At 71.7% G+C, this 16,091-nt stretch carries 13 protein-coding genes; 11 read left to right on the top strand and 2 right to left on the bottom strand.

Annotation, left to right across the window (positions count from 1 at the left end):
* Positions 1–22 precede the first annotated feature (22 nt).
* The 9 genes from SLW52_RS00065 to SLW52_RS00025 all read left to right on the top strand — a co-directional run bounded on the left by SLW52_RS00065 (position 23) and on the right by SLW52_RS00025 (position 8,876).
* The gene (locus SLW52_RS00065) at positions 23–724 is read left to right on the top strand and encodes a glycosyltransferase (RefSeq protein ID WP_043093436.1); all 702 of its coding nucleotides are present in this window, start codon (positions 23–25) and stop codon (positions 722–724) included.
* An 81-nt stretch (positions 725–805) separates the two neighbouring features.
* On the top strand, positions 806–1,252 hold the full coding sequence (locus SLW52_RS00060; RefSeq protein WP_295969751.1) for a GNAT family N-acetyltransferase: 447 nt from the start codon (positions 806–808) through the stop codon (positions 1,250–1,252).
* 109 nt (positions 1,253–1,361) lie between these two features.
* On the top strand, positions 1,362–2,378 hold the full coding sequence (locus SLW52_RS00055) for a 3-oxoacyl-[acyl-carrier-protein] synthase III C-terminal domain-containing protein (protein WP_320739703.1): 1,017 nt from the start codon (positions 1,362–1,364) through the stop codon (positions 2,376–2,378).
* A 1-nt stretch (position 2,379) separates the two neighbouring features.
* Positions 2,380–3,357, top strand: a complete 978-nt coding sequence (locus SLW52_RS00050) for an NAD-dependent epimerase/dehydratase family protein (RefSeq protein ID WP_320739704.1) — start codon at positions 2,380–2,382, stop codon at positions 3,355–3,357.
* The gene (locus tag SLW52_RS00045; protein ID WP_295965358.1) at positions 3,354–4,202 is read left to right on the top strand and encodes an MBL fold metallo-hydrolase; all 849 of its coding nucleotides are present in this window, start codon (positions 3,354–3,356) and stop codon (positions 4,200–4,202) included. The genes SLW52_RS00050 and SLW52_RS00045 overlap by 4 nt, the downstream gene beginning before the upstream one ends.
* On the top strand, positions 4,195–5,376 hold the full coding sequence (locus tag SLW52_RS00040; RefSeq protein WP_320739705.1) for an ATP-grasp domain-containing protein: 1,182 nt from the start codon (positions 4,195–4,197) through the stop codon (positions 5,374–5,376). Before SLW52_RS00045 ends, SLW52_RS00040 begins: the two co-directional genes overlap by 8 nt.
* Positions 5,373–6,488 carry a hypothetical protein gene (locus SLW52_RS00035; protein WP_320739706.1) on the top strand — a complete coding sequence of 372 codons (1,116 nt, stop codon included), beginning with the start codon at positions 5,373–5,375 and terminating at the stop codon, positions 6,486–6,488. Before SLW52_RS00040 ends, SLW52_RS00035 begins: the two co-directional genes overlap by 4 nt.
* A 143-nt stretch (positions 6,489–6,631) precedes the next feature.
* Positions 6,632–7,819, top strand: a complete 1,188-nt coding sequence (locus SLW52_RS00030; RefSeq protein ID WP_320739708.1) for a GGDEF domain-containing protein — start codon at positions 6,632–6,634, stop codon at positions 7,817–7,819.
* Between the two features lie 43 nt (positions 7,820–7,862).
* The gene (locus SLW52_RS00025; RefSeq protein WP_320739710.1) at positions 7,863–8,876 is read left to right on the top strand and encodes a Rieske 2Fe-2S domain-containing protein; all 1,014 of its coding nucleotides are present in this window, start codon (positions 7,863–7,865) and stop codon (positions 8,874–8,876) included.
* Here the strand turns inward: SLW52_RS00025 and SLW52_RS00020 are convergent.
* Both SLW52_RS00020 and SLW52_RS00015 read right to left on the bottom strand, forming a co-directional pair.
* Positions 8,866–11,763 (bottom strand): EAL domain-containing protein, encoded by a 2,898-nt coding sequence (locus tag SLW52_RS00020; RefSeq protein WP_320739711.1) that lies wholly within the window; start codon positions 11,761–11,763, stop codon positions 8,866–8,868. The genes SLW52_RS00025 and SLW52_RS00020 overlap by 11 nt on opposite strands.
* A 156-nt stretch (positions 11,764–11,919) precedes the next feature.
* The gene (locus SLW52_RS00015; protein WP_152182484.1) at positions 11,920–12,849 is read right to left on the bottom strand and encodes an oxygenase MpaB family protein; all 930 of its coding nucleotides are present in this window, start codon (positions 12,847–12,849) and stop codon (positions 11,920–11,922) included.
* Positions 12,850–12,855: 6 nt separating this feature from the next.
* Between SLW52_RS00015 and SLW52_RS00010 the strand changes: the two genes are divergently transcribed.
* Both SLW52_RS00010 and SLW52_RS00005 read left to right on the top strand, forming a co-directional pair.
* Complete coding sequence (locus SLW52_RS00010) at positions 12,856–13,641, top strand: hypothetical protein (protein WP_226978460.1); 786 nt, start codon at positions 12,856–12,858, stop codon at positions 13,639–13,641.
* A 261-nt stretch (positions 13,642–13,902) separates the two neighbouring features.
* Positions 13,903–16,020: a TonB-dependent siderophore receptor gene (locus tag SLW52_RS00005; protein ID WP_320739712.1), complete on the top strand. Its 2,118-nt coding sequence runs from the start codon at positions 13,903–13,905 to the stop codon at positions 16,018–16,020.
* Positions 16,021–16,091: the final 71 nt, after the last annotated feature.

Here is a 16,091-nt window from a genome sequence, read left to right as displayed (position 1 = left end):
CCCGGCCCCGCATGATGCGGGGGTGATCTCCTTCATCGTCCCCGCGCACGACGAAGCCGCCCTGATCGGCGACACGCTGGCCTCGCTGCATGTCGCCGCGCAGGCGCTGCGGCTGGACTGCGAGACGCTGGTGGTGGCCGATGCCTGCCGCGACGGCACCGCCGAGATCGCGCGCCGGCACGGCGCGCAGGTGCTGGAGGTGGAACTGCGGCACATCGCCGCCGTGCGCAATGCCGGCGCCGCCGCCAGCCGCGGCCGCCATCTGCTGTTCGTCGATGCCGACACCCGGGTCAACACCCCGCTGCTGGCCGCGGCGCTGCGCGCGCTGGGCACCGGCGCGGTCGGCGGCGGCGCGCAGGTGCGCCTGCTCGGCGACATCGCCTGGCACGAGCGCCTGGCGCAGACGCTGTTCGGTTGGCTGTTCCGCTGCACCGGCATCGCCCCCGGCTGCTTCCTGTTCTGCACGCGCAGCGCCTTCGTCGCCGCCGGCGGCTTCGACGAGCGCTACTACGCCGGCGAGGACGTGGCGCTGAGCCGCGCACTGGCGCGGCAGGGACGCTTCGTGATCCTGCGCGAGCCGGTGCACACCTCCGACCGCAAGCTGCGCAGCTTCAGCAAGCGCGAGCACCTGGGGCTGCTGTTGCGCCTGCTGCGCCGCGGCCGCAGCCTGCTGCGCTCGCGCGACGGACTTGGCTTCTGGTACGGGCAGCGTCGCGGGCGCTAACGCGCCGCCCATTTCCGCACAGATTGCGTCGGGTCGGCAAAGCGGTTGCGCCCGACGCGGGCGACTTCCTACTGCCTGCAAATGCGCGAGAACGGCACCCTGGACATCAGGAACGCGACAATGGCGGACCGGCAGGCGATCGTGACGCTGATGGCGGCACTGGACTACGCCGGAACCGAGGACTTCATCGAGGCGCGCCTGACGCAGCTCCTGGCACATCCGGACGCGGCTTTGCTGTTGGCCGCCGCAGGGGACGACGTCCTGGGTGTGTTGTCGCTGCACTTTCTGCCGCAGTTGGCATTGGCCGGCGACATCTGCCGCATCAGCTATTTCTGCGTCGACAATCGCGCGCGCGGCGCCGGGGTGGGACAGCGTTTGCTGGCAGAGGGCGAGGCACTGGCGCGGCAGCGCGGCTGCGACCGCCTGGAGGTGCACTGCCACAGCCGGCGGGAACGCGCGCACGCCTTCTATCGGCGGGAAGGCTTTGTCGAAGCGCCCACGTATTTCGCCAGGTCGCTGCGCGATTGAGGATTGTCTGAGGTCGCCAGCCGCAGACAGCGGCGCGATCTTCGCAAGAGCGGTTGCCGGCGCCGAGCCGCTGGCAGTACGCTGCGCGCCCCTTGTGCGAGCTTTACGGATGAGCGTCCACACCAGCAGGCCCATCGCGCTGCGCATCCTCGGCACGGGCGAGTATCTGCCCGCGCAGCGGGTGCCGGCGGAGGCCTTCGACCGGCGCTGGGGCAAGCCCGCCGGCTGGACCCTGCGGCATACCGGGGTCGCCACGCGGCACTACGCGGGCGCCGACGAGCCGGCCACCTTCATGGGCGAACGCGCCGCGCGCGCGGCGCTGGACGCGGCGCAGTTGCAGGCGCACGAGGTCGATTGCGTGATCAGCGCCTGCAGCCTGATGGAACAGGCGATCCCATGCAGCGCGGCGCTGCTGCACGCGCGGCTGGGCCTGCAGGGCAGCGGCATTCCGGCCTTCGACATCAACGCCACCTGCCTGAGCTTCATCGCCGCACTCGACCTGGCCGCCTGCGCGATCGCCGCCGGCCGCCATCGCCGCGTGCTGATCGTCTCCAGCGAGATCGCCAGCGTCGGCCTCAATCCGGACGATGCGGATACCGCGCCGCTGTTCGGCGACGGTGCCGCCGCGGTGGTGCTCGGCGCCGACGACGGCGCCAGCGGTTCGCAATTGCTGGCGGCGCGGCTGGAAACCTATTCCGAAGGCATCGACCACTGCCGCGTGCGCGCCGGCGGCACCCGCCTGCGCCTGGATCATGGCGTCGACGCGCTGCGCGCCGGCTCGCAGTTCGAAATGAACGGGCGCGCCACCTACCGGCTGGCCGCGGCGAAGCTGCCCGGTTTCCTGCAGCGGCTGCTGGCGCAGGCCGGCGTCGAGCTGGTGCAGTTGCGGCGGATCGTGCCGCATCAGGCCAGCGCCAAGGCGCTGCGCCATCTGCGCGTGGCGCTGGGGCTGGCGCCGGATGCGCTGATCGAGGTGATCGGCCAGCGCGGCAACCAGATGGCCGCGTCGATTCCCGTCGCGCTGCACCAGGCGATCGCCAACGGCCGCATCGTCCGCGGCGACCTGATCGGCCTGGTCGGCTCCGGCGCCGGGCTGGCGTTCGGCGGCGCGGTGTTGCGTTACTGACATGGCCCGCGTCCTGGTCACCGGCGCGTCCGGGTTCATCGGCGCCTACATCGTGCGCGCCCTGGCCGATACCGGCGTAGCGGTGCGCGCCAGCGGTCGCGACGCCGCCAAGCTGGCGGCCTTCGCCGGCGATCCGCGGATCGAGGTCGTGCCCGCCGAGCTGTGTCGCGACGAGCTGGTGCCGTTGCTGCACGGCTGCGATGCGGTGATCCACTGCGCTGCGTTGTCGGCACCTTGGGCCAGCGCCGAGACCTTCCGCCTGGCCAACGTGGTCGCCACCGAACGCCTGCTCGCCGCCGCGCTCGCCGCACGCGTGCGCCGCTTCGTGCACTTCAGTTCGCCCAGCATCTACTTCCGCTTCGCCGATCAATACCAGATCACCGAAGACTTCACCCCGCCGGCGCGCTGGATCGGCGGCTACCCACAGACCAAGTGGGAAGCCGAGGAAAAGGTGCGCGCCGCCGCCGCCGCCGGACTGCCGGCGGTGGTGCTACGCCCGCGCGCGGTGTTCGGCCATGGCGACAACGCGATCGTGCCGCGCTTGCTGGCGGTGGCGCAGCGCGGCTGGTTCCCGCTGGTCAACGGCGGCCGCGCGATGATCGATGTGTGCTGCGTGGAGAACGCGGTGGCCGCGGCGCTGGCGGCGCTGCGCGCCGAGCACATCGGCGATGGCCGCGCCTACAACATCAGCAACGGCGTGCCGATCGCGGTGCGCGACCTGCTGACCGAACTGTTCGCGGTGCTGCGCCTGCGCGTGCGGCTGTTGCCGCTGCCGCGCGGACCGGCGTTGGCACTGGCCACGCTCGGCGAGCAGATCGCGCTGCGCCGTCGCGGGCAGCCGGAGCCGCGGCTCAGCCGCTACGGTATCGGCGTGCTCGGCTATTCGCAGACGCTGGACATCGGCCGCGCCCGCCGCGAACTCGGCTATGCGCCCGTGCTGTCGACCGAGGCCGGGCTGGCCGCGCTGGGGCGGCCATGAGCGTACCCAGGCTGCAGTGGCGGCTGTACGAAGCCGGTCACTGCACGCATCCGGAGCGCGCCACGCGCCGCGGCGCGCCGCTGGCGCCATGTCCGTTTCCGGCGCTGGCGGCCCTGCTGCAGCATCCGCAGCAGGGCGACCTGTTGTTCGACACCGGCTACGCCCGTCATTTCTTCGATGCCACCGCGCGCTTTCCCGAACGCCTGTACCGCTGGCTGACGCCCGTGCAATTGGCACCCGGGCAATCGCTGCGCGAACAACTCGCCCGCGACGGCGTGGATGCGGACCGCATCGGCTGGATCGTGCTGTCGCATTTCCATGGTGACCACGTCGGCGGCGTCGCCGATTTCCCACACGCGCGCCTGGCCTGCGCGCAAAAGGCCTGGGACGATCTGCAGCGCCGCGGCCGGCTGGCCGCGCTGCGCGAAGGTTTCCTGCCGGCACTGCTGCACGGCGCGCGCCCGCGCATGCACTGGATCGAGGCGCTGCCCGCGGCGCTGCCGCCCGCCGCACTGCGCGACTTCGGCACGCCACGCGACCTGTTCGGCGACGGCAGCGTGCTGCTGGTGCCGCTGCCCGGACATGCGCCCGGCCACTACGGCCTGTGGTTCGAGGACGCGCACGGCCCGGTGTTCCTGATCGCCGACGCGGCCTGGTCCAGCGCTGCGCTCGCCGACGGCACGCCGCCGCCAGCCCTGGTCACCCACCTGCTCGGCGAGCATCGCGTCTATCGCGACACCCTGGCGCGGCTGCATGCGCTGCGCCAGGCCGAGCCGGGCTTGCGCCTGGTGCCCTCGCATTGTCGGCAATGGCGGCCGGCACCGGCGGAGCACCCGCATGGCTGAGGCCCCCGGCGTGCTGATCACCGGCGCACGCGCGCCGGTCGCCCTGGACCTGGCGCGCCGCTTCGCCGCGCAGGGTTGGCGGGTGCACCTGGCCGACAGCGTCGCCAGTCGCATCTCCGGCTGGTCGCGCGCGGTGGCCGCGCATCACCGCGTCGCGCCGGCACGCGATGCGCCACGCGCCTGGCTGGCCGATCTCAATGGCGTGCTCGCGCGCCAGCGCATCGACGTGCTGGTGCCGACCTGCGAGGAAGTGTTCTACCTGGCCCGCTATCGCAGTGCGCTGCCGACGCAGTTGCAGCTGCCGTTGCACGACTTCGACACGCTGCGCACGCTGCACAGCAAGTACGCCTTCATGGAACTGGCGCGCAGCCTGGACAGCGCCATCGACGTACCCGCCAGCGTGCGCGTGCGCAGCCTGGGGCAGGCGCGCGAATGGGCCGGTTCCGAACCGCTGGTACTCAAACCGGAGTTCTCGCGCTTCGGCGTGCATGTGCGGCTGTACCCGCAAGGAGTTCCCGCCGATGCCGCACCCCTGCTCGCGCAGGGCGACTGGGTCGCACAGCGCTACTGTGAGGGCGAGGAACGCTGCTCGTATGCGCTGGCGCGCGACGGCATGTTGCTGGCGCATGCGGTGTACCGCCCGCGCTATCGGCTGCGGCGCAGCTCCAGCTACTACTTCGACGCCGCACCGAACCCGCAGATCGAGCGCTTCACCGCGCAACTGGTGCAGGCGCTGCGCTTCACTGGGCAGATTTCCTTCGACTGGATGGTCTCCGCGCAAGGGCGCTGCAGCGTGATCGAATGCAATCCGCGCGCGACCAGCGGCCTGCACCTGTTCGCCGCGACCGATCCGCTGGTGGGACTGCTGTGCGGCGACGCGGGCGCGGCGCCGGCGCCGTTGCGCCCGGCCGACGAGCGCGCGGCGATGCTGGGCATGCTGATGCTGGGCGTGGCGTTGCCGGCGGCGCTGGGCCAGGGCCGGCTGCGACAGTGGCGCCACGACTACGCGCGCGCCGAGGACGTACTGGCGCCGCGCGGCGACCGCTGGCCGCTGGTCGGCACGCTGTGCGACCTGGGCAGCCACGCGCGCCTGGCGCTGGCGCAGCGCTGCAGCGTGCGCGAGGCCGCCACCCGCGATACCGAATGGGACGGCGAAGCGCTGCCGCCGCCATGAGTACCGACAGCGCCGACGCCGCAGCCGCCGACTACGCCGCGAAGCTGCAACGCTTCGCCGCGCTGCACGCCGGCGGCGACGCGCAGCAGTTGGCCGACAACGCACATGCGCGCATCGAGGTATTGCAGGCGGGCGACCTGGCGCTGCCGGTGACGGTCGGCGAACGCCACCCGGGCAACGCCTGGGTCTGCTCGCCGCGCACCACCTACGCCGACTACGCCGCCGAGGAAGCCGCACGGCTGCTGCCGGGCGCGCTGGCCGCGCCGGTGCGCGGCCTGTGCGGCGGCATCGGCGCGTGGCTGGACTGGGCACGGATCGACCGTGCGGTCACCCTCAACAACTGGCTGCTGTCCACCAACCTGTACCCGCCGCTGCCGCCGAGCGGCTTGCGCGCATTGCTGGATGTCGCACGCGCGCGCTGGCCCGACCACGCGCTGTGGTTCCGCTCGCTCAACGCGGTGGATACGCCGCAGTGGCTGCACGCGCTGCAGGCCGAAGGCTTCACCCTGATCGGCAGCCGCCAGGTCTACCTGTACGAGGACTGGCCGCAACTGTTGCGCCATCGCGACCTGGCCCGCGACCTCAAGCTGGTCGACCGCCGCGACCTGCAGCGCTGCGGCAACGACGCCATCGGCGAGGCCGACTATCCGCGCATCGCCGCGCTGTATGCGCAGCTGTATCTGGAGAAATATTCGCACTGCAATCCGGCCTACCACACCGACTTCCTGCGCGCCTGGCACCGCGCCGGGCTGCTGCGCTTCGACGGCTTCCGCGACGGCGACGGGCAACTGGTCTGCATCACCGGCCTGTTCGGCATCGGCGGCACCGTCACCGCACCGATCGTCGGCTACGACCTGCAGCTGCCGCAGCGGCTGGCGCTGTACCGCACCCTCACCGCCTGCGGCATCGACCATGCGCGACGGTATGGACAGCGCCTCAACCAGAGCGCCGGCGCGGCCAGTTTCAAGCGCCAGCGCGGCGGCATGCCGGTCATCGAGTACAGCGCGGTCGATGCGCGCCACCTGCCGCTGCGGCGACGCCAGCCGATCGCCGCGCTCGGCGCCCTGACCCGGCGCATCGGTGTCCCGCTGATGCGCCAGTACCGGCTGTGAGGCCAGGCAGCGCCACGCCCGAAGGCGGGCCGTAATCGTTTTCAGCGTCGATCGCACATGCCGCGTCGGCTGCCCGACACTGGCACTGGCATATACTTTGCTGCATCTGCAACACCTCATCGCCGCTGCGGCCCGGAACATCTGTGGAATGGATTGCGCATCTGGCCCATGCCGGCACCTTGCTGATCGTCAACGCATTGCTCGCGGCGGTGTCCTCGGCGATGTTCCTGGCGCTGTACGTCACCGGCCGCAAGGAACGGCACGCGCGCAGCCTGTTGCTGCTGACGCTGAGCTACGCCGTGTTCACCCTGGGCTTCGGCACCCTGCTGGCGCCGGCCTGGCACTACATGGAAGTCTGGGTCGCGCCCGCCGGCAACGTCACCCTCGACGTGGCCACCGCACTGACACTGGTGGCGGTAAACGCCTACCTGCGACGCCCACTGCTGCAGTGGACATTGCTGGTCCCGATCGCGCTGCTCTGCGCGCTGGAACTCTACAGCCTGCACTACACAGGCCTCGATCACCGCATCATGGTGATCTTCGGCGGCCTGGTGCGCGGCATGCTGACCCTGGCCACCGCGGTGGCGCTGTGGCGACACGCCGACAGCACCGTGCGCACGCCGGCGCGCTTCACGGCCGTCTTCCATTTCCTGTGGGCCGGCATGGTCGGGCTGCGGGTGGTCTGGTGGGCCTTCCATCCCGACGTCGATACCAGCTACGACCCGACCACCAACTTCGGCCTGCTCTCGCGCATCGTGCTGACCGCCAGCATCACCCCCGGCTTCCTGTGGATGCTGACCCGCGAAATGAACGCGGAACTGCGGCGGCACGCCTCGCAGGATCCACTCACCGGGGTCACCAACCGCCGGGTGATGTGGGAGCGCGGCGAGGCGGCGACCCTCGATGCCGCACGCAAGCGGGCGTCGATCGCGGTGCTGATGATCGACGTGGACCATTTCAAGGCGATCAACGACCGCTTCGGCCATGCGGTCGGCGACCAGGTGCTGGTCGCCATCGCGCAGACCCTGACGCAGCACATCCGCATGCCGGACCTGCTGGCGCGCATCGGCGGCGAGGAGTTCATGGTGCTGATTCCGCAGGGCGACGAGGCGTCGGTGCGCGATCTCGCCGAGCGCCTGCGGCGGCGCATCGCGCAGCAACAGATCGATGCCGCGCCGGAGGCGCCGCTGGTGTGCACGGTGAGCATCGGCTACTGCCTGTCGCCCGGGGCGCAGGCGTCCTGGCAGACCCTGGTGCTGGCCGCCGACCAGGCGCTGTACGCGGCCAAGCGCGCCGGCCGCAACCGGGTCGCCGGCACCGCCATCACATGAACGCGCGCGGCGCGCGGCACACCACGCGCGTGGCGCCGGCGGCATGAGCGCCTGGCATCCGTCCCTGTACCGGCAGTGGTTCGCCGTCGCCCCCGCCACGGCGTTGCGGCGCCAGCCGCTGGCGGTGTCGGTGATGGACCGGCATGCGGCGATCGCGCGTTGCGCCGATGGCGGCCTGCTGGCGCTGGAAGACCGCTGTCCGCACCGGCACGCGCCGCTGTCGGCCGGCTGCGCCGCCGGCGACGGCCTGTCCTGCCCCTATCACGGCTGGCGCTTCGACCGCGCCGGCGCCCTGCGCGAGATCCCCGGCCTGCCGCCGGGGCAGGCGCCGCCGGCGGTGCGGGTCCGCGCCTTCGCCGCGCGCGAGCACGACGGCCTGATCTGGCTGCGTCCCGATCCGGAAGGCGCGGACGCGCCCTCGCACCTGGTGCAGACGCTGCAGCCGTCGGCGCGGCGCTTCCTGTGGCGCACGCGCTGGGATGCGCACGTGGTCGATGCGCTGGAGAACTTCCTGGACCCGCTGCACACCCATCTGCTGCATCCGGGGCTGGTGCGGCGCGGCGGCGCGCGCACCGCCATGCGCGCCGAGCTGCGCCACACCGACGAAGGCTTCCACGTCGACTACCGCGGCGCCGCGGCGCAGAGCGGCTGGCTGTACCGGTTGTTCGAGTCGCCGCGCATCCTGGAACGCGCGCATTTCGCCGCGCCCGGCAGCGCGCAGATCGAGTACCGCTACGCGCGCGGCGGCCGCGTGCGGATCAGCCTCCACTTCACCCCGCTCGACGCGCGCAGCACCGACGTCTTCGCCAGCCTGCACGTGGAGGGGCGCTGGGCGCCGGCGTGGGCGGTGCGGCTGCTGGTGTGGCCGCTGCTGCGCCGGGTCGGCGAACAGGACCGGCGCATGCTCGCGCTGCAGTCGCGCAACCTGCAGCGCTATCCGGGCGCGCGCGGTGCCTCCACCGCGCTGGACCTGGTGCGCGAACCGCTGCGGCGTTACTGGGACGGCGAGCCGCTGCCGGCACCGGGCAGCGGGCACGACGTGGAACTCATGCTGTGACCGCGCCGAGCCGCTGCAGCACATCCGCCAATGGGGCCGGACGCCCGAGCAGATAGCCCTGCACGCCGCCGCAGCCGTGCGCGCGCAACCAGCGCAGCTGCGCCTCGGTTTCCACGCCCTCGGCGACCACGTCCAGCCCCAGGCAATGGCCCAGGGTCAGCAGCGCCTGGCAGATCGAGGCGTTGCGTGGATCGCGGTCCACCTCGGCGACGAAGCTGCGATCGATCTTCAGCGTGTCCAGCGGCAGGTCGCGCAGATACGCCATGCTGGAGAAGCCGGTGCCGACGTCGTCCAGGGCCACGCGCACGCCCAGCGCGCGCAGTTGCCGCAGCACGTCGCCGGCCTGCTGCGGCTGCCGCATCAGGCTGCTCTCGGTCAGCTCCAACTGCAGGCCGTTGGCGGCCAGCCCGGCCTCGGCGCAGGCCTGCACCAGGTCGGCGACCAGGTCGCCGTCGAAGAACTGCAGCGCCGACACGTTCACCGCCACCGGCAGGTCCGGCCATCCGTGCTCGACCAGGGCGCGACGCGCCCGCGCCGCCGCGCGCATCACCCAGCGCCCCAGCGGCAGGATCAGCCCGGTGTCCTCGCACAACTGGATGAACGCATCCGGCGCGATGAAACCGCCATCGCGCTGCGGCCAGCGGATCAGGGCTTCCAGTTCGCGCGGCGCGCCGCTGACGGCATCCATGATCGGCTGGAAGTACAACTCGAACTCCTGGCGCTCGATCGCCTGCTGGATGCGCCCGGCCAGGCGCAGGCGTTCGCCGGTGCGCGCGGCCATGGCGCGGTCGAAGCGCACCAGGCTGCGGCCCTCTGCCTGCGCCGCATGCGCGGCCTGCGCGGCGCTGCCGATCGCCTCGTCGGCATCGGCGGCATCGTCCGGACACAGCGCCACGCCGATGTGCGCCTGCAATTGCTGGGCGAATTCGCCGCCCTGCACCGGTGCGTACAGCGCCTCCTGCAGCGCCTGCAAAGCCTGCGGCAGGAGCTGGGGGTCCAGGATCGCCAGCACGAAGTCCTGCGCCGGCTGGTGCGCGCTCAGGCCGAAGCGCTCGCCGAGCGTGCGGATGCGCCCGGCCACCGCGCTGCGCACCGCGTCGCCGGCGGCGCGGCCCAGGGTGTCGCCGATCAGGGCCAGGCCGCGCACCTGCACGTAGGCGATGGCATAGCCGCCGCGCTGCGCACGCAGGGCTTCGGCCATCGCGCGCGGCTTGAGCAGGCCGGTGTTGAACTCGTGGCGTGCCAGGTAGGCCAATTCGCGTTCATGGGCAAGACGCTCGGTGACGTCTTCGGCCAGGATCAGCCGCGCCGGCACGCCGCCGAATTCCAGGTCGGCGCTGTGGATGCATACCGACAGCAGGCTGCCGTCCTTGCGCCGGTGGGTCCACACGCTCGGCGCGTCGAAGCCCTCGCGCGGTTTGCGCACGTCCTGCAGCAAGCGCTTGGCATCCTCCGCCGGGCGCAGGCCAAGCAGGTCCATCGCCAGGAATTCCTCGCGGCTGTAGCCGTACTGGCGCACCGCGGCCTGGTTCACTTCCAGGAAGCGCAGGCTGTCGACGGCGAACACCCAGTACGGCAGCGGATTGCGGTCGAACACCAGGCGGAACTGGCGCTCGGCATCGAGCAGGCGCGCGTGCGCCGCCACCCGGTCGCTGACATCCTGCACCGCGCCGGTCATGCACACGCCCTCGCGGGTGTGCACCAGCGCGCCGCGTGCGGCCAGCCAGCGCAGGCGTCCATCGGGCAGGTGCATGCGATAGACGGTGTTGTAGTCCGCGCGCCCTTGCGCCGCGTCCTCGTACAGCTGCGTCACCCGTGCGCGATCCTCGTCGTGGATCCGCGCCAGGAACGCCTCGATGGGCAGTTGCATGCGCTGCAGGCCGAACATCGCGCCGGTCGGTTCGGACAGGCGCAGCACGCGCCGCGCGATGTCGACGCGCCAGGTGCCGATGCCGCCCATGCCGTGCGCCAGGCGCAGATCCTCGTCGCCACGCCGCAGGCGCTGCAGCAGGTGGCGTTGGCGACGCTCGGCGCGGCGCAGGCTGACCAGCAGATAGGCCAGGCCGAGCAGGTACAGCACGTACACCAGCGCCGCCGCCGCGACGAACCACCACCAGCCGGACAGCGTCTCGCGCAGCCCCACCCCGGCGACTGCCAGCAACGGATGCGCACCGCCGCCGCTCAGCGCCAGGATCCGCGGTGTCCCGTCGAAGACATCGCGGCGTACCCCCAGGGCGCCGCCGTGCGGCATCGGCTGCGCCAGCGCGATCGGCAGACGTGGCTGGCCGGCCGCGAGCGGACGGCTGGCGGCCAGCAGCACGCCCTGCGCGTCGGTCAGCGCGACGATGCCGTCGCGCCCGCTGTCGGTGCCCTGCACGATGCGTTGCAACGCGGCCACCCGCCATTGCGCCTCGACCCAGCCATCGGTGCCCCACGGGACCGCCACGCGCACCACCGCCTCGCCATCGGCCAGGCGCACTGGCGGACTCACGCAGACCCGGTCGCCGCAGCGCGCGCGCGGCATCCATGCGCGCAGTTGCGGATCGCCCGTGCCGCCGAAGCGGCGTTGGCCCTGCACATCCAGCAGGGCCACGTCGCGCAGTTCCGGGTGCCGCGCCTGCAGGCCGTGCAGCGAGGCGGCGATCAGCTCGGGCGCCCGCATCGGCGTCTCCGCCAGCAGCGCCTGCGCACTCAGGCCCTCGCCATGCAGGGCCTGGCCGAGATTGTCCAGTTGCAACTGCAGCAGGCGGTCGCTGCCGGTGGCCAGGGCCAGGCTCTGCCGCTGCGCTGCGGCCAGGCGGTTGTGGCGGTCCTGCGCCAGCACCAGCACCAGGCCGGCGGCCAGCAGCACCGCCAGCGCCACGCCCCAGGTCGCGATCGCCCGCAACGGCGCGCGCGTGACGCGACGCAGGCTGTGCCGAAAGCGACGGTCACGCTTCCTGTCGGCGAGCGGGTTCGGCGGCATCGAGGGTCGGGAGTGCGGCCTGGGATCGGCGATCTTGACCATCCGTGACGCGATACTGCGTTCAGCGATGCGGATAAATCATTCAGTCCGCTGCGGCCACTGCGCCAGTGCCTGCGTCGTCAGTCCCACCCGTCGGCACGCACGCGCGGCGATGCCATCGTGCAGTGCCACCCGGAACAGCGGCGCCACCTGCTGCAGCAACCAGGCCGGCACCGTCGGGCCGGTGCGCTGCAGCCGTGCCTGCCGCAGCAGGGCGCTGGCCCATGGCGGCAGCAAGGCCGCGCCGGCGCCCAGGAACAGTTCGCGCGACAGCCCCGGCGCCGGCACCGGCAGACGCAGCCCGGACAGCACCGCCAGCACCTCGCGCGAGCGCGCATCCACCCGCAGCAGCGGCCGCTGCCGCGCGAAATAGTCCAGCACCGCCGCCTCGCTGGCCGGGACGTCGCGCGCGCCCAGCGCTTCGGCGACGCGCCGGCCTTCGTCGTAATAGCGGTCGGCGATCGCCGCCGGCACCGCGCGGCAGTAGCGGCGGTAGCCCTGCAGGAAGCCGTAGGCCTCGGTCACGTGGACCCAGGTCAGCAGCGCCGGATCGTCGGCGGCGTAGGCGAGCCCGTCGGGCGTGTGGCCGCGCACCCGCGTGTGGATCGCACGCACACGGGCGATCTGGCGCTGCGCCGCGTCGGCGGGCGCGTAGCTGGTGGCGGCGACGAACTGGGTGGTGCGGCGCAGGCGCCCGACCAGATCCTCGCGAAAGTTGGAATGGTCGTAGACCCCGGCCAGCGCCAGCGGATGCAGGGTCTGCAGCAGCAGCGCACACAGCCCGCCGGCCAGCATCCCGGGAAACTCGGCATGGATGCGCCAGGTGACGCTGTCCGGACCGAACAGGCCCACATCGCCGAGCGGCTGGTCGTAGTCGATGGCGTCGCGTTCGCGCGGGAACGCGCCCAGCACCCAGCGGCGGATCTGCGCGGTGGCCGGAGCGGAGAGGGTGCGTAGCAGCGGGGGCATGCGCCGATGGTAGCGAAAGCGGCGCGAGCGCCGTGCGATGGCGTATGGCGCGCCGCGGCCGCGCCGCATGTGCGACCGCAGCATGCACTTTGCGGCCGCTGTGCTAGAAAGAAGCTGCCTCAAGATCGCCAACCGACGTTCCGCGTCCGTCACCGCATCTGCAAGGAGCCCGTCATGCTCGCTCTGTTCAAAGGCTTGGGATTGCTGCTCGAGGACAACGCGCTGCACCAGCGCTCGTTTCCCGAACAGGTCGCGCACTGGCAGCACAAGAGCGAGGCGCAGATCCGCGAAGAGGTCGCGTTGCTGGCCAAGGCCAAGCAGCAGTGGCTGGTGGCGTCGATCATCGGCTGGCAGGCGATCTCGCTGATCCTGCTCGGCGTGATCACTGCGCAGTTGTGGCAGCACGACTACCACCTGACGTTCTCGCGCATCGTCATCGTGGTCACCTCGTGGGTGGCGATCCTGTTCGTGATCTGGTTCATCGCCAACATGTTCGACCGCACCGCCGGCTTCGAGCGCTGGCTCACCGCGTTCAACAGCCGCGAACCGCTGTCGGCCGATGCCGACACCGTGGAGTGCGTGGCCGACGCGCTGAACATGGCGCGCAAGTATCCGGAGATCCTCGCCTACAAGCGCGAGGTGGTGGCCAACCGCGAACTGCGCCACGAGGACATCCGGATCATGCGCGAGATGGGCCGCATCCGCCTGCATGCCGAACTGGTCGCCTCGCTGATCCAGTTCGAAGGCACGCCGCCCGGCGGCCAGCCCGGCGTGTTCCGCGTCGCCGGCTGAGTCCGCCGCGCGCCCGCGCGACTGGCATCCCCTCAACGGTCAACGGCGTTACCGCGCCGCAAAGCGACCGCACCGGCGGTCGCTTTGCGTTTGTGGACAGCGCGTGGCGATGCGCGGTACCGGCGCAACGCAGGTACGGCCCCCCGATATTCAGGCATGCCGCGCAGCGGGCACTCCGCCGTGCCGCGGCCGCGGGCATTCCCAAGGCCGCTCTCGCGAAATATAATCATTCTCGATTAGAACTTTCGCCCCACGGTCTCGATGACACTGCATCCCCTTTCGTACGCCTGCCTGCTGGGCACGGCGCTGTCCCTGCCTGCGCACGCCGCCAGTGCCGACACCGCCTCGGACGCCGACAGCGGCGCCGATGCCGCACAGGCGACCGCCCTGCCCACGGTGCAGGTGCGCGCCGATGCGCAGAGCGGCTTCCGCGCCACCGGACCGGTGCAGGCCGACAAGTCGGATGCGCCGCTGGCGCAGACGCCGTTCTCGATCACCGTGGTGCCGCGCGCGCTGCTGGACAGCCAGCAGGCGCGCACCCTGTCCGATGCCCTGCACAACGTCTCCGGGGTCGTCGCCAACACCTACGGCCGGCGCGGCTGGGACGACCTGATCATCCGCGGCCAGACCGCCTCCGACGCGCTGTTCGTCGACGGCCTGCGCACCGCCGACAGCAACCGCGTGGCCGAGCAACTGTTCGGCGTGCAGCAGGTGGAGGTGCTGAAGGGCCCGGCTTCGCTGCTGTACGGACAGGTGCTGCCGGGCGGCCTGGTCAACCTGATCAGCAAGCGTCCCGGCGCCGAGCCGATGCGGCGGGTCGACCTGGGCGTGGGCAGCGACGGCCTGCGCCAGGGCAGCGTCGATCTCAACCAGCCGCTGTCGGCCGACGGCAAGGTCGCACTGCGCCTCAATGCGCTGGCGATGAACAGCGACGACCCGACCAACCACGTGTACTTCCGCAGCCGCTGGATCGCCCCGTCGCTGTCGCTGGACCTGGGCCCGCGCACCGACTTCGTGCTGCTGACCAGCTACCAGGAACGCGACTACATCCGCCAGCAGGGCCTGCCCTGGGAAGGCAGCGCCGAACCCAACCGCAACGGCAAAATCGACCGCGCGCTGTTCACCGGCGAACCCGGGCAGCGGCCGTACCACAGCCACCAGAGCCGGATCGGCTACGTGCTCGATCACCGCTTCGACAATGGCTGGAGTCTGCACCACGCCGCGCGCTGGCAGAGCTTCGGTCTGGACGGTTTCCTGATCGCCAACAACGGCCTGGCCGCCAACCTGCGCACCCTGCGCCGTACCGCCACCCAGCAACAGTTCGACGGACGCACCTGGGTGCAGGACACCTACCTGCAGGGCGGCTTCGCCACCGGCACCTGGCAGCACACCGTCACCGCCGGCCTGGACGCGTTCAAGACCTGGGAATGGAACGTGCAGTCGACCTGCCGCGTCGGCAATCTCGACGTGTACGCGCCGGTCTACGGCAGCGCCGTGACCTGCCCGGCACGCCCCACCCGCGACAACCTCAGCGTGGTGACCTCGGGCGGCCTGTACCTGCGCGACCGCATCCAGTTCGCACCGGACTGGCAACTGCTGCTGGGTCTGCGCCACGACCGCAGCCGCAACCGCAGCGAGGACCGGCTGGCCGGCAGCGACACGCGCACCGACAACAGTGCCACGACGGGTTCGGCAGCGCTGATGTTCGACGCCGGTGGCGGGCTGCGCCCGTATGTCAGCGTCGCCACCTCTTTCTATCCCAACGTCGGCACCGACGCGCAGGGCGCGCAGTTCGATCCCGAGCGCGGGCGCCAGGTGGAACTGGGCGTCAAGATGGAAGTCGGCAGCGGCACCAGCCTGAGCATGGCGCTGTACGACCTGCGCCGGCGCAACGTGCTGCAGACCGATCCGTTCAACGACGGCTACAGCCTCGCCGTGGGCGAACAGCGCAGCCGCGGCCTGGAGCTCAACGCCGCCGCCGACCTGGGCAACGGGTTGAGCCTGTTCGGCGGCTACGCCTACACCGATGCGGTGGTCACCGACGACGGTGGCCAGCGTGTCAGCAGCGTCGGCAGCCGCCTGAACAACGTGCCGCGGCATAGCGGTTCTGTGTGGCTGCAGTACACCGCCCACGGCGCGGCCGACGGCTGGAGCGTCAGCGGCGGCGCGCGCGCCGAAGGCGAGAAGACCGCTTACGGCCATCGCATTCCCGGCTATCTGGTATTCGATGCCGGCCTGGGCTACCGCCAGGGCCATTGGCGCTACGCGCTGAACCTGAAGAACGCCTTCGACCGCGACTACTTCACCGGCGGCCTGCAGCGCGCCGTGGCCCTGGGCGACCCGCGCACGCTGTTGTTCTCGGTGGGCGTGGATTACTGAGTGGGTGCGCGTCGTTGCGCACGGCGCGACGCCGTTCGTGCCAGCGTGCTGTGGGATTGCGGGACAGCATT

Source organism: Xanthomonas sp. LF02-5 (assembly GCF_034105325.1).
In the GTDB taxonomy this organism is placed as follows: Bacteria; Pseudomonadota; Gammaproteobacteria; order Xanthomonadales; family Xanthomonadaceae; genus Xanthomonas_A; species Xanthomonas_A sontii.
This window is presented reverse-complemented; position numbering and strand designations above follow the sequence as displayed.